Genomic DNA, 22,667 nt, shown 5'->3' on the forward strand with positions numbered 1-22,667 from the left:
ACTCCGCTTATTATAATGATTTCAAAAAGTCCTCTGCATTATTGAGATGCAAAGCTTTCTTCTCCTCTGACATTTTATCGAAGGTTTTCACTAACATTCCAAGCCTGGGATTCGACAAGAAAAAACTGCGTTGCTTGTGCATGAACCTCCAGAACAAACCATCCCAAGTTTCCTGCCACTTCCCTTTCGGATAATCACTCATTTTCATGAGATAATTGCTGCCACTGATATAGGGTTTGGTAGTCATCAAACCACCATCTGCAAACTGGGTCATCCCATATACATTCGGTACCATCACCCAATCGTACGCATCAATAAAAAGTTCCATAAACCATTTGTATACTTCATTGGGATCAAATTCGCATAACAACATAAAATTCCCCAGTACCATTAATCGCTCAATATGATGGCAATATCCCGTTTCTAAAATCTTTTTGATTGTAGTGTCAATAGGCACAATACCTGTTGTACCGTTGTAAAAAGAAGCGGGTATTTTTCGATTAAATTTCCAATAATTGGTCGTTCGTTGTTTGCGTCCTTCAAGGGTGTAAATCATTCGAATGAATTCGCGCCACCCGATGATTTGTCTGGTAAACCCTTCAAGTGAGTTCAGCGGAATCTTTTTTTCAGCCGCTTTTGCATAAATAGTATCCAGCACTTCTTGAGGGGTGATGATGCCTACATTTAACATAGGTGTCAAAACCGAGTGATGAAGAATTGTTTCCTTTTGCACGATCGCATCTTCATATTCTCCGAACGATTCAAATCGATGCTGTATAAAATCATCGAGCCATTTCAATGCATCTTTTCTGTTGATTGAAAACAAGTAAGGAGGGGCATCATTACCCGGATTGTTTTTGAAAAACTTGTTTGTGTAGTTTATGGCTTCTTCTAAAAACTCATTTGACTTGGGAAGTGCTACATTGGGAGGTTGTTGATTTTTGGGAAATTTCAATCTATTTTCTGCATCAAAACTCCATTTTCCACCTACCGGCTTCCCATTTTCTTCCAACAATAATTGAAGTCGTTTTCTTTGTTGAATGTAGAAATCGGTCTGAAAGTAAGGTCTACGTTTTCCGGCCAATTGCGGAAGTTCACTCTCCTTGCATAAAAACCCGGGGCAGTCGTACCATTTAATTTGAATCCCATGCTTTTCACAAGAAGCAGTTAAACGACGTTGCAACCAGTAATCATGAACCAAACATGTATGTATGATTTGAACTCCTTGCTTCTTCAAGTAAGAACCTAAGTTCCGAACATCGGACTGAGGCTCCGAAGCATTGATATAATTGACGTCAAGTTTGCTTTTCGTTAATTGAGCTTCATACGATTTCATAGAAGCTCTATGAAAAATAATCTTGTGTTTGTGAAACTTATAGAGTTGGAAAAATAGATGTTCTTCTACCATCCAAACCGGCCTGCCGGGGTGAAGAGAGGGGTTCTTACCATAGAGTTGATGCGGAAATACAAGCGAAATTTCAGCCATACCTCTATAACAACTCCTATTAAATTTGGTTGTATAATTCGATGAAAATGAAGAGTTTTGAGATAATCATAGGCAGCAGAGCCTAGAAAATTGAAAATAAATTTTGTTATTCTGAACACTGTTCATTTATTTTGCACCATGACAATTGCCACCCGTAAACAAAGAGAAAAAGAGGAAATGCGCCAATTGATATTGGAGGCAGCAAAGTCTATTTTTTTGGAAAAAGGGTATGAAGCAACCAGCATTCGAACCATTGCAGAGCGAATTGAATATAGCCCGGGTACAATCTATCTCTATTTTAAGGACAAAGATGAGCTGTTTCACGCACTTCATGAAGAAGGGTTTAGGATTATGTTGGAAAAGATGCAACCTTTACAACATGTACCTGACCCCATGAACCGGTTAATTGCAATGGGAAGGGTTTACATGGAATTTGCGCTTACCAACAAAGACTTTTACGACTTAATGTTTATTATGGAAGCGCCGATGGATCATGAATGTCAGGAAGAACAACATGAGAAATGGAAAATGGGAGACTCTACATTGAACTACTTGAAAACAGTGTTGAGAGAGTGTCAAGAGGTGGGGTATTTCAAGGGGTTGGATGTTGAATACCTTTCGTTTATGATATGGTCTTCATTGCATGGCATGTGTGCTTTATATTGCCGAGGTAGATGTCAAGCATACGAAAACTATCAACCGGAAGACCTCATTAAAAATGGGATGGAGTATTATATTTCAATGCTAAAAAAAGCCTAGGCTTTTTTTTGAACCAATACTGAACACTGTTTATTATATATTCACCGATCATACTAATTGTAACATGAAACGTTTTTTATCTGTGATCTTGCTAACGCTACTGTTAAGTTCAAGTCGGGGGCAATCAGCTCTTGAAGGCTATATTGAACAAGCGTTAAAAACCAATCTCAGTCTTCAACAGAAACAAGCGGATTGGAAGAGCAGTTTGCTTGCTCTAAAGGAAGCCCATTCGTACTTTCTCCCAACCACTTGGTTTGAAGGTCAATACACCTTGGCACAGGGGGGGAGGGCCATTGAAATCCCAATTGGCGATCTATTGAATCCTGTTTACAAAACACTTAATCAGCTTACGTCCAGCAATGCTTTTCCAACGGTGAGCAATGCCAAAGAAGGATTCTTTCCCAATAACTTCTACGACACAAGGATCAAAACGACGATGCCCATTCTAAATAATAGCATTCGTACAAACGAATCAGTTAAAAAGGATTTAGCAGCCATTCAAGAATTGACTGTAGAGTCGTACAAAAGAGAACTGATTAAAGAAGTTAAAACAGCCTATTATCAATACCTACAAGCATTGAATGCAGTAGCAATCTATGAGTCAGCGAAACTAGTGGTACAGCAGCAAGTAAGGGTCCAACAAGCATTATTAAAGGAAGGGAAATCATTACCTGCTTACTTAACTAGAAGTGAAACGGAATTGCTTTCTATTGAGAAAGATATCTATTCCGCAAAAAATAGATCCGAAACTGCGGCAGCTTATTTGAATTTTCTTTTAAACAGAAGTTTGTCGGAGTCGGTAATAAAAGAAGATATGGTTGCACCGCAATTACCGGAATCAGTAATTTCAAATACTTTGAACTTAGGTAATCGAGAAGAACTAACGCAATTAACCACCACGAAAAAAATTCAAGAATCGGTGCTTAAAATGAGAGAGCGGTATTATCGCCCTCAATTGAATGCCTTTCTGGATCTAGGTTCTCAAGGATTTGACTTCAAAGTAAAAAGCAGCAGCTTCTTTTATTTGGGTGGTTTCCAATTGAACATTCCTATCTATTCCGGCAATCGAAATAAAGTTCAAATTGAAACTGCAAAAACAGACTTGAAGAAGATTGAGCTTCGCCAAGCAGAAGTAAACCAGCAGTTGAATTTGGAATTGTTTCAAACAAGCCAGCAATTAAAAACGAGTTATCGTCAATTTCAAACAGACCTATCACGCGAGCATACAGCTGCACAATACTATCGTTTGATTGAAAAAGGGTTCAAGGAAGGAGTCAATAGTTTTATTGAACTTCTCGATGCGAGAAACCAGTGGACACTTTCACAGCTTCAAACAAACAACGACAAATACCTATTCTATATTCAATTATCAAACTACAATCGCCAGTCAATTCAACCATAGCATTATGAAACAAATTATAACCACGTTGACTAGTATCATCTTACTAGCTAGTTGTCACAGTTCAGCCGAACAAAAGAAAAAAAACATACCTACCGATAATGTACCGGTTAAGCTCATGGAACTCAATGCCGGGAGTAGTTCCAATACCATTCAGCTATCCGGCTTATTGAGCACAGAAAATCAGTCGGAACTAGGTTTCAAGATCGGAGGCATCATTGAGAGTGTAAAAGTGAAGGAAGGTGATTTTGTAAAAAAAGGGAGTTTATTGGCCACTCTACAATTGACTGAAATAAATACACAAGTTCAGCAGGCTAAGTTGGGTCTTGAAAAAGCAGAGCGCGATTTCCAGCGCGCTGAACATTTATACCACGACAGTGTGGCAACTCTAGAACATTTTCAAAATGCAAAAACGGCTTTGGAAGTTTCGAAACAGCAATTCGCGAATGCAAACTTCAATAAACAATATGCATCAATATATGCTCCGGCCGATGGGATTGTTGCAAAAAAACTAGGCAGTGAGGGTGAAATCATAGCGCCCGGCTCACCGGTTTTACTTCTAACCGAAACCGGAGCGGGCAATCGCTGGATATTAAAAGCGGGGGTTTCTGACCGACACTGGGCTGCTCTAAAAATAGGTGATAAGGCTACAATTAATTTGGATGCCACCCCCACCCTAACCTTAGAAGGCGTAGTAAGTAAGAAAGCACCGTTTGCCGATCCGGTTAGTGGAACATTTCCAATTGAAATCCTAGTAAACATTCAGAAAATACAACCAGCCATTGGAATGTTTGCAAAAGCGAGTATCCAAGTAACCGCGAAAAATTCAAGCTATCAGATTCCTTATAGTGCGCTATTGGAAGCCAATGGAATGGAAGCCAGCGTATTTGTAACGAATGATATGAAAACAGCGCAGCGTGTTACCATAAAGTTAGAATCGATCAAAGACAATTTTGCGCAAGTAAGTGAGGGATTGGCAGGTTACAAATACCTCATCGTTTCCGGAAGCCCCTATTTGACCGACAATAGTAAGATCACAGTAACTCAATAACTATCATCAACCATAGAATATGAAACTGACCTCCTTTTTTGTAAAAAACTATCAGTTCACCTTAGTTGTATTCCTGATGGTGGTTGTAGTGAGCGTAACTACAATGTTCAATATGCCAAGAGCTGAGGATCCGGAAATCAATCCACCTCAATTTCCAATTATTGTTGTTTACCCCGGAACCAGTCCTAAAGACATGGAGGAATTGGTTGTAAAACCTATTGAAAAACGGGTAAGCGAATTGGAGCAACTGAAAAAAATTACTACAACCATCAATGATGGAGTGGCATCCATTATTGTAGAGTACAAATATGAGTCGGACGTTGAGAGCAAGTATCAGGAGCTGGTGAGAGAAGTCAATGCGTTGCGTCCAACCTTACCAGAAGCCATTCGCAGTATTGAAGTTCGGAAGGTAACGCCAACCGACGTGAATGTACTTCAGATGGCATTGGTGAGTGAGAATGCATCGGAAGATTTGTTACGCGATAAGGCCAAGGAGCTTCAAGAAGCGTTGGAAAAAGTATCGGCACTGAAAAAAGTAAACTATCATGGTGTCAATGACCCTGAGGTTCGAGTTGAGCTTCAACTAAACAAACTGGCGAATTTGGGGATCTCTGTAAATGAAGTATTAGGGGCCATTCAAAGTGAGGCAGCTAATATACCGGGCGGTAGTATTCGAATGGGCTCTCAGAGCTTCAATGTTAAAACCAGTGGGCCCTACACCTCAATCGATGAAATTGAAAATACCATTGTGCATCAAGGGAATGGTTCCATTGTTTACTTAAAAGATGTAGCCACTCTAAAACAATTGCCAGCAGAGCAAAAACACCTTATTCGTTTAAATGGTCATAGAGCTGTTTTGGTGACGGCTGCACAAAAATCGGGTGAGAACATCAGCAAAACACAAGACAATTACCTACCGGTAATTGAAACTTTCAAAAAAACACTTCCGGCTAACATCGTCCTTGAAACCAATTTCGATCAAGCGACCAATGTTAGCATGCGTTTGAAAGGTCTGGGATTTGATTTCATGATTGCGATCGGTTTGGTACTCATAACGCTGATACCATTAGGTTGGAGAGCTGCGATAATTGTGATGGTATCGATCCCTTTAAGCTTAGGACTGGGTATTGTATCCATAAATTTTATGGGATACTCTCTAAACCAATTAAGTATTGTTGGTTTGGTGGTGGCATTGGGTTTATTGGTTGACGATAGTATAGTGGTGGTTGAAAACATTGAGCGTTGGCTTCGAGATGGTCATACCAGAAGATACGCCACCATAGAGGCAACCAAACAAATTGGTTTGGCAGTTATAGGTTGTACCGCTACCCTAGTGATCGCTTTCTTACCCTTGGTTTTCTTACCTGAAGGTTCCGGAGAATTCATTCGAAGTTTACCAATGGCGGTTATTTCAACCATCATAGCTTCTATGTTGGTATCGCTTACCATCATCCCGTTTTTATCCAGCAGAATTTTGAAAAACCATGAAAATCCGGAGGGGAATATTTTCCTAAGAGCGTTAAAGAAATTAATCAGTGGAAGCTATACACGACTACTCGACATCAGCTTACACCACCCCATCAAAACGGTGATCGTTGCATTGCTTTTGTTTGTGGGTTCGCTTGGATTATTTGGAGCAATTGGGTTTAAATTATTCCCAACTTCGGAAAAAGCGCAATTTTTAGTAAATATTAACATGCCCCTTCAAAGTAATTTGGAGGCCACCAACGACTTCTCAAAAAAGGTGGAGAAAGTGCTCTTATCCAATGATAATGTGAGCTATGTAACCACCAATGTGGGCAAGGGTAATCCGAGAATTTATTACAATGAAATTCCTGTAAATGAAAAATCAGACTATGCTCAGTTATTTGTTCAATTAAACCAAGGGGTATCGCCTACAGTCAAAAAGCAGTTGATCGAACAATTCAGAGACAGTTTTGCAACGATGGCAGGGGCCAAGATAGAAGTAAAAGATTTTGAGCAAGGCCCGCCGGTAGAAGCTCCGGTAGCCATTCGCGTAAGCGGTGAAAACTTAGATAGTTTGAGGCGTTTGGCATCGGGAGTAGAATCTATCTTAAAATCTATACCCGGTACCATTTACGTAAACAATGAAGTGGAGGTGCTGAAATCGGACTTAAAGATCCGAATACATATTGAGAAGGCAAGAACCTTGGGCGTACAAACGGCTGATATAGACAAAACCATACGTTTGGCAATTGCGGGATTAGAAGTAGCAACGTACACCAATGATAAAGGGGATGAAGTTTCGATTCTCGTAAATACCCCAAAGGGAAAAGTAGCAACCTTGGAGTCATTGCAAAATGTGTATGTCAACAATTTCCGTGGAGTAGCCATTCCTTTGGATCAATTGGCCAGTATTGAGTTTGAAAAATCGTCGCCCGTTATCAAGCACTTGAACAAAAAGAGGTATGTAATCGTTACTGCCTTTACCGAGAAAGGGGTGCTGGCACAAACAATTAACAAAGCGTTTGTTAATCAGGCAAGCAATTTGAGTCTACCTGCAGGTTACAATTACGAAATTGCAGGAGAAGCAGAAGGAGAAAAAGAGGCGTTTGGAAGCGGATTTGGCACCGTAGTTATTGCCACAGTGTTCTTATTCATCATGGTGTTGATTCTTGAGTTTAAAACCTTTAAGAGTACGCTTATTGTATTGTCGGTTATCCCACTGGGTATTATAGGTGGTGTTACGATGTTGTGGCTTACCGGTAATCCGATGTCATTCGTTGCCATTATTGGTTTCATTGGCCTGGCAGGTATTGAAGTAAAGAATTCGATTCTTTTGGTTGATTTTACCAACCAGCTCAGAGAACAGGGCAAGGGCTTAGATGAGGCAATTAAAGAGGCAGGAGAATTGCGCTTTTTACCGATCGTTTTAACGAGTTTAACTGCTATTGGAGGACTTACCCCAATAGCATTGAATAGCAACCCGTTGGTTTCGCCGCTGGCCATTGTATTAATTGGAGGATTGATTTCTTCCACTATTCTATCAAGAATTGTAACACCGGTAATGTATAAATTAATTCCCCCCAGAATTGAAGGAGATTCTGGTAAAGCTTAAATAGAAGAATATGAAAGTCGCTTATTCACAATTGCTGCATTCAATTGGAAGAACATTGAAAGTGAAATCGGAACGTTTAAAAGGAGAAATGCGTTTGGAAGAAGATTTGGGATTGACAGATTGGGAACGCACGCTACTTATCAACAGATTGGAGAGAAGGTACGAAGTGAATATTTCCGACAATCGTATCCCTCAACTTCAAACGGTTCGTGCACTTACGCACGAATTTGTAAAGTTGAAAAACCGCCCGTAGTGGGTTGAAAATACAGTACTATTTTTTGTTCAAGAATACTTGAGTATTGGTAGTATTGTATTTTCCCACAACAATCACTTTATAAAATTCAGATGGATAAAGAGATAGATCCAAAGTCGTTCTTCTGTACTCTCCCGCAACCGTTCCTAAATAGATATAAGTATCTTCTCCACCCTTTTTATAATGATCTGTGGTTGAGATAAAAATCTTTACGGAATCGGATTCACCATAAAAATTCCAAGTAAGATCGAGTTTCTTTTGAAAATATACTGCCTTCGCATTCGATACGCTGATAGGTTTAATCAAGGAAACCCCGTCCACTTCTCTCGAAACTTGTTCCTTCATTTTAATGTTTAGATGATGGGCAATTGTTGGCATGATATCTACTATTCCGGGATTCATACGTTTGGCATAGGAGTTAAGCTTCTTGTTACTTAGAATCCAAGTATTCCTTTGTCTGGGGCTTTGTCCGCCATGATTACGACCATTCTCTTCCGATCTTCCATGATCCGTTGTTACAATTAACAACCAATCTTCTTTGTAATTCTTTTCACGAAACGCAATAGCTGCGACCAATTTTTCCAACTGGATATTTAGGTATTGAAGTGCCTGGTCCATTTCTTTGCTATCGCCGTGTCGATGACCCATATCATCTGTATATTCTAAATACACCCAATTCAAGTCGGCGGCCTCATTACGAATACTGTTCGCAGCCGTTTGAACTACGGTATCATCTATTTTATGAATATAAGACGCTTGTTTATCGTGAGGGAAATGAAGTGTATCGAGTTCAAGTCCATCAAATTTTATATCAACTTTCAAGTTCCCTGTAGCGGGCAACTCATCGCCCACTAATTTAGTACGGTTATCGAGCCAGGTACTGAAAATAGCCGTTTTCTTTTGAGGATACTGTTCTTTAAACAAGCGAAAAACGGTAGGATAATGATAATTGGGATCTTTGATATCATTATCCCACACGTTGTGTTTATTTACCCAAGTCCCTGTTAAAAGACTATTGTATCCAACTGCTGAAATTGTAGGGGTTTCTGAATAAGTTCCGGCGTCGCCACCAACATGAGCTCGAACAAAAGAGCCGGTTTTTGAGATCTTCTGAACAGCAGACAATTGAGCCTTTTCAATCATATCAGCAGGAATGCCATCTGCGATCACAAATACACATTTTTGAGCAGACCCAGAATAAGTTGCAAAGGCAAGGCAAACGTAAATTAGGAACTTTTTCATGCCCTAAAGTACAACTGTTTCATGGCCCTCCGTAGGCTCCGGTATTATTTTTTGATGAAATTCTTAAAGAAAAGAGACCAGAACCCAAGCCATACAAGTGAAAACAAAGCCCCAAAACCACCAGCCGTTAAAGCGTCGGTTCCTCCCTTTGAATAATTCCATGCAAATACGAATTTCTGCAACCAGAAAAAGTACTACCCAAAACAATTTGAGTTGGAACTCTTGGTGAATAAACTCAGTTAACAAGAGTGAGAGCACAACAAACAACATTAATAGAATTGAAGCCATGTTCATCCAGTAGAGCATTGGAATTACTTTTATTGTTCGGGGATGGTTTCTTTGCAATTTTTATAATTCTTAATACAACTTCTACTGGCAACAATTTGGAATATGACTGCCGATGCATGGCAGGCAATTCCAACAAATACAGTAGTATCGAGCGCCGCACATCCTAGATGCATGGCAATAGCTTCTCCAGCCGCTGTAGCCAAGCATACCAATTTGTCTTCTTCACAGGTGGCAAGTCCCCATTGTACAATATTCCCCGAATACAATTTTTTAAACCCGTTGTAGAACAGTGCTTTTTGCTCTTCTTTACTCATTTTACTAAGCCCGTATTTCGAATTGAGGTATTTGATACGTTGCCCCATATTGAGAAAATAGCGATCGAGTAATGGCATAGAAGAGTACCCGAAATAAGAAGGATAAGATTTTGCTTCTGGCTCGGATAATCTGTTATCACTCCAAACTGAAATGATGCTATCAGGCTGTTTGATATTTTCATGAAACTTTAAATGATCGGCTAATAAGTTTAGAAAAACAGTATCTGTTTGAATGGAGGGAAGTACCGCATTCACTTCGGCGGTTTCTGATGAATTGGGTACAAATTCTTTTTCTTTGGTGCATGCGCTAATAATAACAGTTATAGCGGCCAAAAAGGCAAATTGGATTTTCATAACTAACTGATTTTAGATTAACCCCTACCTTCAGTAATGCTGTGTCGGGAATTCCATGGGTGCAAGTTGAAAATCCTTAGGAAGCTATCCATGACCAAAACTTCAATATACAAATGAGAAAAAACTATGAATTAGTGCTGAAATAAACGGTAGCAAACAATTTCATACTAACAAATCAACAGAATCGTTATATTTTTGAATTCGACTAGTAACTAATAAGAAATACTTACGCAAATGAAGCCTCTAGTGTATTTAGCTTTCATCGTATCTTTTATCGTTAGCTTTACAACAAGCCCTTTAAAGGGGATTCTCAAAAAGAACTTCGCCAAAGTTTCGGAAACACTCTATGTTTCAAAGTTTGAAGTAACCAATAAAGATTACTTGGAGTATTTGCAAGATTTGAAACAAAAGGGTGATGCTGCAGAATACGAGCTTCGACTGCCCGATACTTCAAGTTGGCTAAAAATAGATCCTGACTTCAAAGCGTTTGTAAACCACTACCTCCGTCATTCTGCCTACTCGAATTATCCGGTTGTAGGCGTATCGTACGAATCAGCAATGGCCTATTGTAAATGGTATGAGGAAAAAATAAATGCAAGTTCTGCCAATCAACAATTTCGTTGTCGTTTGCTTAATATTGAAGAATGGATGAATGCAGCCACGGGAGGCGACAGAACTCGCACCTATCCATGGGGTACCGGCTTTATCCAAAACAACAGAAAAGATTACCTCTGCAATTTCAAACACACCAATTTTATTTATGATTCAGTAACCAGAAAATATACTGAAATAGATATCCCAGAAACTGAAGGTGTAAAGAAAGCAACTGCGCCTGTAAATGCCTATTACCCTAATAGTTTTGGTTTGTATAATATGAGTGGAAATGTTGCAGAGATGACCCAAGAAAAAGGTGTGGCAAAGGGAGGAGGTTTCAAAGATCCAGCCTACCTCGTACAAGTAAAACCGGAAAAAATATATAAGTCTCCTCAAGCTGATATAGGCTTTAGAATTGCGTTAGAACTGATCCAATAATGATCACAAAAAAATCATGTAGCTTTATGTTATGAGCGGAATCTATAAAGAAGACCTTGAGTTTTTGGGATTGGATGCGGTTGCTACCCCCCTCGCAGAAGCGACCTATGATAATTGTATATTTAAGAATGGTCTGTTTGGTAACTCGAGTTTAAGCAATATTAACTTTGTTGACTGTAGTTTCATTGAATGTAGCTTCGATCAAACCAACTTGAACAATACCAATTTCAACGGAGTCACCTTTCAAAACTGCCAATTTAGAACCCTCGATTTCTATTACTGCAATAAGTTTCTATTCGATGCTAATTTTTCAGATTCGAAACTCCATTATTGCAGTTTCTGGAAAATGAATCTGAAAAAAATCTGTTTTTCCAAGTCGGAGCTCAAAGAATGTGATTTTACAGAGGCTGATTTAACGGAAGCCCTATTCGAAAATTGTGATTTGCAAAGAAGCATTTTTGAACGAACCAATTTAACAAAGACCAATTTCGAAACGGCCTTCCATCTCAGTTTAGACCCGGACAAAAACACATTAAAGAAAACGGTCTTCTCTGATCAGAATATAGCAGGTTTACTTACCAAATACGATCTTATTATAAAGAAATAGAAAAGAATTTTAGGCAGAACCGCGAACCATTAGCTCGCCCTTTAACAACAATTGGCTTTCACTAGAAGCTAGTTTTCCTTGAATTTGATCGATAAGCATCTTTACCGAGTGTTCTGCAATTTCCTGAACCGGTTGTCGTACGGCTGTAATACCGGGAGGATATAGCTTGAATAAGTCAGTGTCATCAAAGCAAACAATTCCTATTTGGTCGGGGATTTTCCATCCCAACTCATTTATTATTTCCAATCCAACCACCCCCAAATAGTTTGTTGCAAAGAACACAGCGTCTAAATTATTATCAATGACAAATTCTTTAACGGCCGCTTTTATTTTCGTCCGATCCATTAAAAAATCAATTTCAAGTAGTAAGGGAGCCTTTTGTAGATCTGTATTAACTTTATCGATATATGCAGACATTCGAGCTTTCATTTGAACTTGACTCGAATTGGTGCTTACATAACCAATGCAATTGTATCCCCTTTTTAAGAGATAGTCCATGCCTTGCTTTACACCGTCATAGTTGTTGATCAGCACACAAGGTACTTCCAAAGAGGCTATGAATCGATCCATAAAAACCATGGGGCGCCCTTGATCTTTCAACTCTTTGAGTTTAAGCTCCATACCCGGAACCGGCGTAATGATATAGCCATCAACATGGGTTTGTCCCAACACATACAACAAGTCATTGCCTCTTTCGAGGTCATTTTCGGTACTGCAATAAACAATTCGATATCCTAATTTGAGCGCTTCATCTTCAATGGTTCGAGCCAACGCAGAAAAGAATGGATTGGCAATATCTTCAACAATGAGACCTATAATTTTGGAACGACCGGTGCGTAAACTCACCGCAATAGTATTGGGCTGATATCCTTCTTCGAGAGCGATTTTTTTAACTCTTGCTGCTACCACATCACTGATACGCATATGCTTGGCCTTCCCGTTCAGTACCGAGGATACAGTAGACGGCGACACCCCCGCTTTGGAAGCGATGTCTTTTATGGAAGGCTTTTTCATGTGGTGCAATAGTTATTAAATGTAAGCCTTTTTTAATACAAACGCTTGTTATTAAAGTTAATCAGAAGTACTAGTATAAGAATACAGGAACGATAGAAAAAGACACGATTCGGGACGCTCTAGCCAACTGAGCTAATTCCTAAAATAAAAAAAGACCATCATTGCTGATGATCTTTCGAAGTGGAGAATACCGGGGTCGAACCGGTGACCTCTTGCATGCCATGCAAGCGCTCTAGCCAACTGAGCTAATTCCCCCTATAATATTTGTTGCTGCAATCGAACCGGTGACCTTCCCGTATCGTTTCAAACGAAACGGGACGCTCTAGCCAACTGAGCTAATTCCCCTAGGGGGTGCAAATATACCATTGCCCAAATGAATGAACAAAAAAACCCCGAAAAAATCGGGGTTTTGATATAATTATTAGAGGAACCTATTCTCCCCAAATATTGTCTTTTCCATCTAACCACTGCTTCACTAAATCTGTTGTTACAGACTTCGGACGCTCCAAGGCAAATCCCAACGCTCTATCCCAACACAAGCTGGCCAATACACCCAACGCACGACTCACTGCAAACAAAACAGTATAGTATTCATATTCCACCATGCCATAGTGAACCAGTAAAGCGCCGCTGTGCGCATCTACATTCGGCCAAGGATTTTTGATCTTACCGAGCGATTGCAAAATTGGAGGCACGGTTTCGTAAATATTCCAAACGGTTTGAACCAAATTATCATCCGGCATGTGCTTCTTACCAAATTCCATTTGAGCTGTGAATCGGGGATCGGTTTTACGCAACACCGCATGACCATATCCGGGAACTACTTTACCGCTCGACAGGGTCTGTTTCACATATTCTGCAATTTGTTCTTTAGTAGGTAGCTCGGTTTTCAATTCCTCCTGCATTTCAAAAATCCACTTAATTACCTCTTGGTTTGCCAATCCATGCAATGGACCCGCTAATCCGTTCATACCGGCAGCATACGCCAAATAAGGATCACTCAAAGCAGAGCCAACCAAGTGTGTAGTGTGTGCACTCACGTTACCACCTTCGTGATCGGCGTGAATAGTCATGTACAAGCGCATCAACTCCATAAATCCATGATCGGAATAACCGAGCATGTGAGCAAAATTTCCGGCCCAATCTAACAAACCATTGGGTTGAATGTGCTCGTTGTTTTTATATTTTCTTCTGTACACATAAGCCGCAATACGTGGCAAACGTGCAATCAAATCTAAGCTATCGTCAAAAGTTGAAATCCAATAGTCCTTCTTGTTCATTCCTTTGGCGTACTCTTTCGAGAAAGAACCCTCTGTTTGAAGCGCCATTACCCCTGTAACAAACATGGTCATCGGGTGAGCATAAGCAGGTAACGCGTCAATCGCTGCAAAAACATGGCTTGGAACGTGGCTTCTGCGTTGCAAAACACTGGTAACATGATTCACATCTTCAGAAGTTGGCAATTCACCAATCAACATGAGGTAAAACAATCCTTCAGGTAGTGGTTCTTGGCCACCCTCTGCTTTGGGGAGTTTCGCTTGAAGTTCGGGAATTGAATAGCCTCTGAAACGAATACCTTCCTGAGCGTCGAGCAAAGAAGTCTCCGTCACCAATCCGGTAATGCCTCTCATTCCTTGATAAATCTGAGAAAGGGTAACTTCACCAATTACTTTGTTTCCATGATCTTTCAACAACTGCTTAATCTCTGCATTTGCCAGATCCGACTTAGCTTTGAAGCGCTCTTTAATAATGCCCATAAAAATGACAAGTGTTTATATGAAGGAAAATTGAATTCTCGACTTTTGGAGGTGCTAAAGTTAAACAAAATCACCCGTTTATAAAACAAAATAACACGCGATCGGTTCAAAATCAAGCCATTTATTCCTATTTAGGTGATTTCTGGTAAACGTACAAGGCTACAAAGCTGAATACGATGTTAGGTGTCCAAGCAGCTAATAATGGCGGGAAATTTCCTTTGGTTGAGAAAGTAACGGAGAACTTATCCATTACAACATAGAGGGCGGCAATTATAATACCGATGGCTAGGTGCAGCCCACTGCCACCTCTTGTTTTGCGCGATGCTAATACCGCACCTATTATGGTTAAAATAAACAGCGAAAAGGGGGTTGCATCCCTTTTATACATTTCAACTTTATAGGTATTCAAGCCTTCGGAGCCCCTGCGCTCCTCCGACTGGATAAAATGCCGAAGTTGGGGCGTTGTCATCCGGTCTTTTAAATACTTGTCAGGTCTTATTTCTGAAGGCTTTATCCCGTTCAATGAAACTTGCATGATCGACTCTTGGCGAATGGTTTCTTTGGATCCATTGATCGTACGAATCACTGCATTTTCCAATCGCCAACCCTTGGTGGCAGTGTCCCATCGCAAATAATCGGCTCTTACGCTGTATACCACTTTATTACCCTCAATCCGCTGCATGAAGAACCCTTGATTAGCAGCCTTAGAAGTTGTATCATAACTTCTTAAACCTGCATAGGTATTATTATCGATCCTTAAATAGTAATTACTTGAGAGTTTAGCATTTTGGCTCATTTCATAAGAGCTCTTGCTATCAATGTACTTGGCCTGAAAATCACCTCGAATTCCATTGGCAATCGGAATCCAAAATTGAGTGGCAACCCAAAAAACGGCCCCCATAATAAAAGCTGCCACAAAAAAGGGTCTTAAAAAACGATTAAAAGGGACCCCCGAAGCTAAAATGGCAACAATTTCTGAACGGCCCGACATTTTGGAAGTGAAGAAAATGACCGCAATGAAACTCATCAGCGGAAAAATCATCGAAATGATAAAAGGTACAAATCCAATAAAATACTGCGTTATGATTTGAAAACCGGATAGCCCCGACTTTACGAAATCATCCGTTTTTTCACTGGTATCAATCACTACAGCAATAACCGAAATCACCAGCACCATAAACAAAGTGGTAGTGATGAATTTCTTGATGATATACCAGTCGATCTTTTTTATCATAAAGCCTCGCGAAAGTACCGAAAATTGATGGTTTCCCCAGTTTAGATGCGTGAACAGTTTGTGAAATTGCTGAAGTCAAATTTCCTAGAGTCGATTCTTCAGCTGAGGAATCATGGCATCCTTCCAAGCTTTAAAATCACCTGCTATAATGTGCTTTCTGGCTTCCTTCACCAACCATAAATAGAAAGCCAGGTTATGTGTACTTGCAATGGTAAGCCCTAATAATTCTTTTGACTTCAAGAGATGCCTCAAGTACGATTTGGTATAATAAGCACTCATATCGCATCCAATTTCATCGTCAATTGGACTGAAGTCGAACTCCCATTTTTTATTGTCGATATTGATGACTCCTTTGCTGGTAAACAGCATGGCGTTTCTGCCATTGCGAGTGGGCATTACGCAATCGAACATATCAATACCCATAGATATGCATTCTAAAATATTCCAGGGTGTTCCCACTCCCATTAGGTATCGAGGTTTTTCTTGGGGCAAATGATCACAACACCAATCACAGATTTCGTACATCACCGGCTCCGGTTCACCAACACTTAATCCACCAATGGCATTACCCGTCGCCTCTTTCGACGCGATGGTTTCGCAGGAAATTTTACGTAAGTCTTTAAACGTTCCACCTTGTACTATTGGAAAAAGATTCTGGGTATAATTGTACTTGGGCTCAGTTGCATTGAACCGTTCGAAGCATCGATCCAACCAACGATGGGTAAGCTCCATTGATTTTCGAGCATACCCATATTCTGATCCTCCGGGCGGGCATTCATCGAACGCCATGATGATATCACCTCCAATTACTCGCTGAATATCCATCACTGCTTCCGGGGTGAACAGGTGCTTTGACCCATCAATATGACTCTGAAAGGTGACCCCTTCCTCTTTTATCTTTCTCGTGCCGGCTAGTGAAAAAACTTGATAGCCCCCACTGTCGGTTAATATGGGTCGATTCCATCCATTGAACTTATGAAGACCGCCGGCTGCCTCCAATACTTGCAATCCGGGCCTTAAATACAAATGATAGGTATTCCCCAGAATGATCTGAGCTTTCACATCCAACTCCAACTGTTGCTGGCTAACGCCCTTTACACTTCCAACCGTACCTACAGGCATAAAAATAGGGGTCTCTATCTGACCATGATCGGTAGTAATGATCCCTGCTCGGGCTTTAGAATGTTGATCGTTGAACTGTTTTTGAAATTGTAACGCTGCCATAAAAGGCAGCAAAGATACCAAAAATGGCCCCTCGGTGGAAGAATCAGGGGTTTTCATCATTTATTCACAGCATGTGAGTTGATTAGTCCTGTTCAAGCACCTGATTCTTAGTATTTTTGCGATTCGGTACGCAAGTACAGACCCCTAAACTAGCTGTGGATATATGGACTTAACCCTTCTTTTTACTGATTGGACCTCTTTTATTTTTATAGCGTTCTCTCTTATCACTTTAATTCAACTTTATTACTATTGGGGCTTGTTTAGCAAACTCGCTTTCTTCAAAAAGTATGAAAAGGAAAAATCGCAGCAACATCCCGTTTCTGTGATTGTTTGCGCAAGAGACGAGGCCGGCAATTTAGCTAAGAACCTACCCGGTTTGCTGGTACAACAGTACCCCTCTACACACGAAATAATTGTTGTAAACCACAACAGCCAGGATGATACACGTTATCTGTTGGATGAGTTCAAAAAAACTTTCAAAGGATTGCACGCTGTAAATCTTGAGCAAGAAGCCATCGGCATTCCGGGGAAAAAATACCCCTTGTCAATTGGAATCAAAGAAGCCAAATACGAAATATTGCTGTTGACTGATGCAGATTGTGTTCCTGCGTCCGAAAATTGGCTGCAATTAATGCAAGAAGGTTATGATGAAGGAATTGAAGTGGTGTTGGGCTACGGCTCCTACAATAAAAAGCCGGGCTTGCTCAATAAGTTAATTCGATTCGAAACCTTTCATTCAGGCTTGCAGTACCTTTCTTATGCTGCGGCCGGGATGCCATATATGGGCGTTGGAAGAAATCTCAGCTACAAAAAGACCCTTTTCTTTAATAACAAAGGATTTTCATCCATCAATCATTTACCGGGCGGAGACGACGATCTTTTCATTAACAAAGTAGCTACAAAAAATAATACCAGAATTGTAATAGATCCGGAAGCTTTCACTTTATCGGAGCCTGCGAAAAATTTCGGAAACTGGTTTCGCCAAAAAACACGTCATTACTCCACCGCGAGGTATTATAAAGGCTTGCACAAATTCCTTTTGGGTATGTACAATGTTAGTTTCTTTTTATTCTACCCATTGTTTGTAGCAAGTATTCTTTTATTTGATTGGAGATTGGCTCTTGGTGTTTTCGCCCTTCGCTTCATTTCACAAGCCATTATCTTCAATAAAACAATGAAGAAACTCCAAGAACAAGATTTATTTTCTCTGTGGTGGTTCTTCGACCTTTGGATGTTTATTTATTATTGCATCTTTGCACCAGCATTATGGAAACGCCCGAACAATCACTGGACATAATTACGCAGTATTTTTCAGATTTTTCTGAAGTACAGTTGGAGCAATTGCGCCAACTCGCCCCTCTGTACAAAGAATGGAATGAAAAGATCAATGTGATCTCCAGAAAAGACATTGAAAGCTTATACGAAAAACACGTGTTGCATTCTTTGAGCATTGCAGCAGTGTTCGATTTTGAACCAAATATGAAAGTTCTGGATCTAGGCACCGGTGGCGGTTTTCCAGGTATTCCATTAGCGATCTTCTTTCCTCAAACCCGTTTTCACTTGGTTGACAGCATTGGCAAGAAACTAAAAGTTGTAGAAGGCGTTGCCGAAGCCATTGGCTTGAAAAACATTACTACCAAACACAGTCGTGTTGAAGCCTTGGCCGGACAAAAATTCGATGTTGTAATTTCAAGAGCTGTCGCTCCTTTAAAAGATCTTTGGACTTGGAGCAAACCGCTTTTACGCAAATCAACCCCTTCAGAGGGCGATTTACCCAAAGCATCCGGATTGATCTGTTTAAAAGGCGGAGACTTAGCTCAGGAAATATTTGAAAGCGGCTGCAAGCCTAAAGTGATGGAAATTACGCACTTATTCAAGGAACCCTTCTTTCAAGAAAAATTCATCATTCAGGTTCCTCATTAGTCTAAGGTTTCCCATTGTGTCAAAACTACCACTTTGTGGTATTGTTGTCGATCCAAATTTCTTCATCTTTGTACCATGACTACCATCTGTATTGTAGAAGATAATAAGGATATCAGACAGGCGTTGGAACAAATCATTCTGATGTCTGATGAACATGAATTATTAGGCAGTTATACAGATGCGTCATCGGCAATGCAAAGCATTCCCTTGGTAAAACCCCAGCTGGTTTTGATGGATATTAATTTAGGTGAAGGTGAGTCCGGAATTGATTGCGTTAGAAATTTAAAAGCAGAATATCCGGAAATCCTTTTCATGATGTGTACGGTGTATGAGGATGATGAGAAAATTTTTGAAGCATTGAGCGCGGGTGCCAGTGGATATATATTAAAGAAAACCTCCCCTGCCAAATTGATAGATGCGCTAAATGAGTTGAGAGACGGTGGTGCTCCTATGAGTAGTCAAATCGCCAGAAAAGTAGTAACAGCCTTCCAACAAAGGCCCATTGAAACGCCTAGCTTCAATACAGGAAACAGTTCCTACCTAAATACACTTTCCAACAGAGAAAAAGAAATCCTGGAATTGTTAGCGAAAGGATTGATCTATAAAGAAATTTCTGCAGCCCTTTTCATCAGTCAGGAAACAGTTCGCAAACACGTATATCATATATACGAAAAGCTCCATGTAAACAACCGCGTTGAAGCCGTAAACAAGTATTTCGGCCGATAATTCAATGTTGCACTATTGAAAACTACCACTTAGTGGTATTGGTCTGCCCTGTTTTCACTTATACCTTTACATTAGTAAAATTATTATACGATTGGGGTTAAACCTTTTCCCATTTAAAGCATCTGATTTTACATAGAACTCCTCGAGTTCCCATTAACCGAGACCTTATCTAATTAGAAAACCCCGATTGTATCGGGGTTTTTTAAGTTTTAGTTCGCTCCTGGAATTTCCAGTCGATTGTTTCGCCTTTCTAAGTCGGCCATTCTGTAGCTGGGGTCAATTTCAACTACTTTTATCTGATTGATCTTTTTCTTCACTTCAAAAACATATTCCGGATGCGTCCATTTCCAAGGCTCTTGGGTAAATCTTGGAACAGTACTGTCTTCCACCGGCTTCTCTCCAAACATATCGAATTGAGGAATATAGAAAAGCTCTTTTGTGCCATCGCGGTATTCAACCATTAAATCGATGGGCATGGGCATCTTACCAATTCTTCTCAATCGAATTTTAGTAGCGCCGTTTTCTTCCCATAAACTATCGATTCCGTAGTCAATAGTTTTTGTGGTATTCACAAAATATTCTTTATACCAATCCAATTTCATGTCACTTACCTTTTCGGCTATGCGCATAAAATCATTCACATTGGGATGTTTGAACCGCCATTGTTTGTAGTACTCTAACAGTATTTTGTCGCGCACCTGTGCTCCTACAACATAACCCAACTGCTCCAAGAAAACAGCTCCTTTTGAATAAGCTGCAGAACCGTAAGCGGCATTGGTATTAAAATGATCTGCATGAGTGGTCAAGGGCTCTTCCAGTCCACTTTTCACAAGTCCAAAATACGACTGATAAGAACCGTATTGTTCTTTTGGTAAGATATTGGCCAAAGAGTCAAGGCGTTTTAATCCGGCCGGATTCGATGCCAATCTTTTGCGCGTTACATTGTCGCGGTAGTAGGCACTTACCAAGTGGGTAGCCCAATCAGTAAATCCTTCATCCATCCAAGCATACAAACTTTCATTGGTGCCCATCAGCATTTGATACCAGGTATGCATCCATTCATGAAAAACAGTTCCCAGCCCGGGGCCCACCAATAAAGTACCCATCGGATATTCCATACCTCCATCACCACCATGAATAAACGAATACTGCTTATATGGATAAGGACCGAAGGTTTTTTCGATAAAAGGTAAAACAGTTACAGCAGCGTCTGCTACTTCATTCCAAGCTGTATCATTTCTTGGATCGTTCTCTTTATAATTGTACAACACGTGAATGGTGGTACCATTAGGCATTCTGCGAACCAAATGTTTGTATTCAGGATCGGCGGCCCACATAAAGTCGTGTACATTAGGAGCAATAAATCTCCAACTCAACTTATCGCCTGCTGGTCGGGTGACTTTTGCACCCGGATCTTCGTAACCATATCCAATTGTATTTGGATTTTGAAGATAGCCGGTTCCTCCAAGCACATAATTTTTATCAATCTTGATGGTTACATCGAAATCACCCCAAACCCCGTAAAATTCTCTAGCCACATAAGGAGTTGGATGCCAACCTTCATAATCGTACTCACACATTTTAGGATACCATTGGGCCATTGAATAGCGAACGCCGGTACTTGGGTTATCGCGACCGCTTCTGCGAATTTGCAAGGGTACTTGTGCTTCAAATTCCATGTCAAATGTTACCGTTTGACCGGGAAGAATGGGTTTCGACAATTTCACTTCCAAAATGGTTTCTTTGGTTTGGAAGTTCTGAGCTACACCGTTCAACTTCAAGCTTTGAATTTTTTGGTAGCCAATTTCTTCGGGTGTGAGATTCAGGATACGGTCTCTCACACGTCCGTCCCAATCTTGTCCTCTACCTACACGAATCTTACCCAATTCTCTGCTGCGTGCATCCATCATACTATTGGGCTGAAACGCATTAAAGTATAAGTGATAAAACACTTTGTTGAGTGTGTCGGGAGAATTATTGGTGTATTGCAGGGATTGTTTACCTGTGAAGCGGTTGGTTTTTACATCCATGTCAATATTCATCGTGTATTTCACGCGCTGCTGCCAACGATTGGGCTGAGCAATACTGATGATACTCGACAAAAGCAAGAACGAAGCAAGTACTAATTTCCTATTCATAAATTCACTGTCATTTAATAACAGCAATTTACTGCAATTCTCGCTTTTGTAGTAAGAAGATGTGTTAAGCGGGGACTACTCTTCTGTACCGGCAATCACCAGTACGATCTCTCCTTTCACTTCTTTGGAGCTGAAATATGTGAGCAGTTCTTGAAGGGTTCCACGAGCATTTTCTTCGTGCAGTTTGGATAATTCCCGGCAAACCGCAGCTTTACGATCGGCACCAAAAAACTGCACCAATTCTTCCAAAGCTTTTACAAGGCGGTGGGGTGATTCGTACAATACAATGGTACGCTCTTCCACGGCTAGCTTTTTGAGCATGGTTTGACGGCCTTTTTTCACCGGCAAAAATCCTTCAAAACAGAAACGATTGGTAGGAAGACCGCTGTTGACCAAGGCCGGCACAAAGGCAGTAGCTCCAGGCAAGCATTCTACTTTTACGCCCTCTTTTATACAAGCTCGAACCAGTAAAAAAGCAGGATCAGAAATTCCGGGCGTGCCGGCATCTGAAACCATGGCCATTGACTTTCCTCCTTGCAATTGGTTCACAAGGTGGTTAACAACAGAATGCTCGTTGTGCTGGTGATAGGGAGTAATAGGTTTGTTGATTTGAAAGTGGTTGAGCAGTCGAACAGAATTGCGGGTATCTTCAGCTAAAATCAAATCAACCGAGCGCAGTATTTCCAACGCCCGCAGGGTAATGTCTTGTAAATTACCGATGGGCGTTGGTACTATATAGAGTGTTCCGCCTGTATGAGGGGATTCTGTACTCAAAAAAGTTGCGTTT

19 protein-coding genes and 1 tRNA gene are annotated in these 22,667 nt (G+C 40.5%); 10 read left to right on the top strand and 10 right to left on the bottom strand.

From position 1 onward, the window contains the following. Positions 1 to 10: 10 nt before the first annotated feature. Positions 11 to 1,486 carry a cryptochrome/photolyase family protein gene (locus ACQ2HE_RS18640; protein WP_430900644.1) on the bottom strand — a complete coding sequence of 492 codons (1,476 nt, stop codon included), beginning with the start codon at positions 1,484 to 1,486 and terminating at the stop codon, positions 11 to 13. A 138-nt stretch (positions 1,487 to 1,624) separates the two neighbouring features. Between ACQ2HE_RS18640 and ACQ2HE_RS18645 the strand changes: the two genes are divergently transcribed. The 5 genes from ACQ2HE_RS18645 (at position 1,625) to ACQ2HE_RS18665 (ending at position 8,027) form a co-directional block, all read left to right on the top strand. After that, complete coding sequence (locus ACQ2HE_RS18645; RefSeq protein ID WP_430900646.1) at positions 1,625 to 2,245, top strand: TetR/AcrR family transcriptional regulator; 621 nt, start codon at positions 1,625 to 1,627, stop codon at positions 2,243 to 2,245. 64 nt (positions 2,246 to 2,309) lie between these two features. Then, the gene (locus ACQ2HE_RS18650) at positions 2,310 to 3,647 is read left to right on the top strand and encodes a TolC family protein (protein ID WP_430900648.1); all 1,338 of its coding nucleotides are present in this window, start codon (positions 2,310 to 2,312) and stop codon (positions 3,645 to 3,647) included. Between the two features lie 4 nt (positions 3,648 to 3,651). Then, positions 3,652 to 4,695, top strand: a complete 1,044-nt coding sequence (locus ACQ2HE_RS18655) for an efflux RND transporter periplasmic adaptor subunit (protein ID WP_430900650.1) — start codon at positions 3,652 to 3,654, stop codon at positions 4,693 to 4,695. Between the two features lie 19 nt (positions 4,696 to 4,714). Next, complete coding sequence (locus ACQ2HE_RS18660) at positions 4,715 to 7,774, top strand: efflux RND transporter permease subunit (RefSeq protein WP_430900652.1); 3,060 nt, start codon at positions 4,715 to 4,717, stop codon at positions 7,772 to 7,774. A gap of 10 nt (positions 7,775 to 7,784) precedes the next feature. Then, positions 7,785 to 8,027 (top strand): acyl carrier protein, encoded by a 243-nt coding sequence (locus tag ACQ2HE_RS18665; protein ID WP_430900654.1) that lies wholly within the window; start codon positions 7,785 to 7,787, stop codon positions 8,025 to 8,027. Positions 8,028 to 8,045: 18 nt separating this feature from the next. On the opposite strand, the gene ACQ2HE_RS18670 is transcribed toward ACQ2HE_RS18665, so the two are convergent. Beyond that, positions 8,046 to 9,269: an alkaline phosphatase family protein gene (locus ACQ2HE_RS18670; RefSeq protein WP_430900657.1), complete on the bottom strand. Its 1,224-nt coding sequence runs from the start codon at positions 9,267 to 9,269 to the stop codon at positions 8,046 to 8,048. Between the two features lie 317 nt (positions 9,270 to 9,586). Next, positions 9,587 to 10,225, bottom strand: a complete 639-nt coding sequence (locus tag ACQ2HE_RS18675; protein WP_430900659.1) for a hypothetical protein — start codon at positions 10,223 to 10,225, stop codon at positions 9,587 to 9,589. 234 nt (positions 10,226 to 10,459) lie between these two features. Between ACQ2HE_RS18675 and ACQ2HE_RS18680 the strand changes: the two genes are divergently transcribed. After that, positions 10,460 to 11,257, top strand: coding sequence for an SUMF1/EgtB/PvdO family nonheme iron enzyme (locus ACQ2HE_RS18680; RefSeq protein ID WP_430900661.1), 798 nt, complete (start codon positions 10,460 to 10,462; stop codon positions 11,255 to 11,257). Between the two features lie 31 nt (positions 11,258 to 11,288). Continuing rightward, the gene (locus tag ACQ2HE_RS18685) at positions 11,289 to 11,864 is read left to right on the top strand and encodes a pentapeptide repeat-containing protein (RefSeq protein ID WP_430900663.1); all 576 of its coding nucleotides are present in this window, start codon (positions 11,289 to 11,291) and stop codon (positions 11,862 to 11,864) included. Positions 11,865 to 11,873: 9 nt separating this feature from the next. On the opposite strand, the gene ACQ2HE_RS18690 is transcribed toward ACQ2HE_RS18685, so the two are convergent. From ACQ2HE_RS18690 to tgt, 5 genes are all read right to left on the bottom strand, one after another. Then, complete coding sequence (locus tag ACQ2HE_RS18690; protein WP_430900665.1) at positions 11,874 to 12,878, bottom strand: LacI family DNA-binding transcriptional regulator; 1,005 nt, start codon at positions 12,876 to 12,878, stop codon at positions 11,874 to 11,876. Between the two features lie 181 nt (positions 12,879 to 13,059). Beyond that, positions 13,060 to 13,133: transfer RNA gene (locus ACQ2HE_RS18695), tRNA-Ala, on the bottom strand. 176 nt (positions 13,134 to 13,309) lie between these two features. Then, on the bottom strand, positions 13,310 to 14,635 hold the full coding sequence (locus ACQ2HE_RS18700; RefSeq protein WP_430900667.1) for a citrate (Si)-synthase, eukaryotic: 1,326 nt from the start codon (positions 14,633 to 14,635) through the stop codon (positions 13,310 to 13,312). Between the two features lie 127 nt (positions 14,636 to 14,762). Then, positions 14,763 to 15,869 carry an LptF/LptG family permease gene (locus ACQ2HE_RS18705; protein ID WP_430900669.1) on the bottom strand — a complete coding sequence of 369 codons (1,107 nt, stop codon included), beginning with the start codon at positions 15,867 to 15,869 and terminating at the stop codon, positions 14,763 to 14,765. Positions 15,870 to 15,953: 84 nt separating this feature from the next. Then, positions 15,954 to 17,093 carry a tRNA guanosine(34) transglycosylase Tgt gene (gene tgt / locus ACQ2HE_RS18710; protein WP_430900671.1) on the bottom strand — a complete coding sequence of 380 codons (1,140 nt, stop codon included), beginning with the start codon at positions 17,091 to 17,093 and terminating at the stop codon, positions 15,954 to 15,956. Positions 17,094 to 17,256: 163 nt separating this feature from the next. On the opposite strand from tgt, the gene ACQ2HE_RS18715 reads away from it, so the two are divergent. From ACQ2HE_RS18715 to ACQ2HE_RS18725, 3 genes are all read left to right on the top strand, one after another. Then, complete coding sequence (locus tag ACQ2HE_RS18715) at positions 17,257 to 18,390, top strand: glycosyltransferase (protein WP_430900673.1); 1,134 nt, start codon at positions 17,257 to 17,259, stop codon at positions 18,388 to 18,390. After that, the gene (gene rsmG / locus ACQ2HE_RS18720; RefSeq protein ID WP_430900675.1) at positions 18,360 to 19,016 is read left to right on the top strand and encodes a 16S rRNA (guanine(527)-N(7))-methyltransferase RsmG; all 657 of its coding nucleotides are present in this window, start codon (positions 18,360 to 18,362) and stop codon (positions 19,014 to 19,016) included. The genes ACQ2HE_RS18715 and rsmG overlap by 31 nt, the downstream gene beginning before the upstream one ends. 75 nt (positions 19,017 to 19,091) lie before the next feature. Beyond that, positions 19,092 to 19,742 carry a response regulator gene (locus ACQ2HE_RS18725; RefSeq protein ID WP_430900677.1) on the top strand — a complete coding sequence of 217 codons (651 nt, stop codon included), beginning with the start codon at positions 19,092 to 19,094 and terminating at the stop codon, positions 19,740 to 19,742. A gap of 209 nt (positions 19,743 to 19,951) precedes the next feature. On the opposite strand, the gene ACQ2HE_RS18730 is transcribed toward ACQ2HE_RS18725, so the two are convergent. Then, the gene (locus ACQ2HE_RS18730) at positions 19,952 to 21,880 is read right to left on the bottom strand and encodes a M1 family metallopeptidase (protein ID WP_430900679.1); all 1,929 of its coding nucleotides are present in this window, start codon (positions 21,878 to 21,880) and stop codon (positions 19,952 to 19,954) included. 75 nt (positions 21,881 to 21,955) lie between these two features. Further along, positions 21,956 to 22,654, bottom strand: coding sequence for a 16S rRNA (cytidine(1402)-2'-O)-methyltransferase (gene rsmI, locus ACQ2HE_RS18735; RefSeq protein ID WP_430900681.1), 699 nt, complete (start codon positions 22,652 to 22,654; stop codon positions 21,956 to 21,958). Positions 22,655 to 22,667: the final 13 nt, after the last annotated feature.

The sequence above is a fragment of the Endoryza foliicola genome, assembly GCF_050589245.1.
Lineage (GTDB): Bacteria > Bacteroidota > Bacteroidia > Chitinophagales > Chitinophagaceae > Endoryza > Endoryza foliicola.

Bases quoted from the DNA above. Each gene is read 5' to 3' on its own strand.
- tgt (WP_430900671.1), bottom strand. From the start codon at position 17,093: ATGGCAGCGTTACAATTTCAAAAACAGTTCAACGATCAACATTCTAAA.
- ACQ2HE_RS18665 (WP_430900654.1), top strand. From the start codon at position 7,785: ATGAAAGTCGCTTATTCACAATTGCTGCATTCAATTGGAAGAACATTG.
- ACQ2HE_RS18675 (WP_430900659.1), bottom strand. From the start codon at position 10,225: ATGAAAATCCAATTTGCCTTTTTGGCCGCTATAACTGTTATTATTAGC.
- ACQ2HE_RS18715 (WP_430900673.1), top strand. From the start codon at position 17,257: ATGGACTTAACCCTTCTTTTTACTGATTGGACCTCTTTTATTTTTATA.
- ACQ2HE_RS18705 (WP_430900669.1), bottom strand. From the start codon at position 15,869: ATGATAAAAAAGATCGACTGGTATATCATCAAGAAATTCATCACTACC.
- ACQ2HE_RS18680 (WP_430900661.1), top strand. From the start codon at position 10,460: ATGAAGCCTCTAGTGTATTTAGCTTTCATCGTATCTTTTATCGTTAGC.
- ACQ2HE_RS18645 (WP_430900646.1), top strand. From the start codon at position 1,625: ATGACAATTGCCACCCGTAAACAAAGAGAAAAAGAGGAAATGCGCCAA.
- ACQ2HE_RS18655 (WP_430900650.1), top strand. From the start codon at position 3,652: ATGAAACAAATTATAACCACGTTGACTAGTATCATCTTACTAGCTAGT.
- ACQ2HE_RS18670 (WP_430900657.1), bottom strand. From the start codon at position 9,269: ATGAAAAAGTTCCTAATTTACGTTTGCCTTGCCTTTGCAACTTATTCT.
- ACQ2HE_RS18650 (WP_430900648.1), top strand. From the start codon at position 2,310: ATGAAACGTTTTTTATCTGTGATCTTGCTAACGCTACTGTTAAGTTCA.
- ACQ2HE_RS18685 (WP_430900663.1), top strand. From the start codon at position 11,289: ATGAGCGGAATCTATAAAGAAGACCTTGAGTTTTTGGGATTGGATGCG.
- ACQ2HE_RS18730 (WP_430900679.1), bottom strand. From the start codon at position 21,880: ATGAATAGGAAATTAGTACTTGCTTCGTTCTTGCTTTTGTCGAGTATC.
- ACQ2HE_RS18690 (WP_430900665.1), bottom strand. From the start codon at position 12,878: ATGAAAAAGCCTTCCATAAAAGACATCGCTTCCAAAGCGGGGGTGTCG.
- ACQ2HE_RS18640 (WP_430900644.1), bottom strand. From the start codon at position 1,486: ATGGCTGAAATTTCGCTTGTATTTCCGCATCAACTCTATGGTAAGAAC.
- rsmG (WP_430900675.1), top strand. From the start codon at position 18,360: ATGGAAACGCCCGAACAATCACTGGACATAATTACGCAGTATTTTTCA.
- ACQ2HE_RS18725 (WP_430900677.1), top strand. From the start codon at position 19,092: ATGACTACCATCTGTATTGTAGAAGATAATAAGGATATCAGACAGGCG.
- ACQ2HE_RS18700 (WP_430900667.1), bottom strand. From the start codon at position 14,635: ATGGGCATTATTAAAGAGCGCTTCAAAGCTAAGTCGGATCTGGCAAAT.
- ACQ2HE_RS18660 (WP_430900652.1), top strand. From the start codon at position 4,715: ATGAAACTGACCTCCTTTTTTGTAAAAAACTATCAGTTCACCTTAGTT.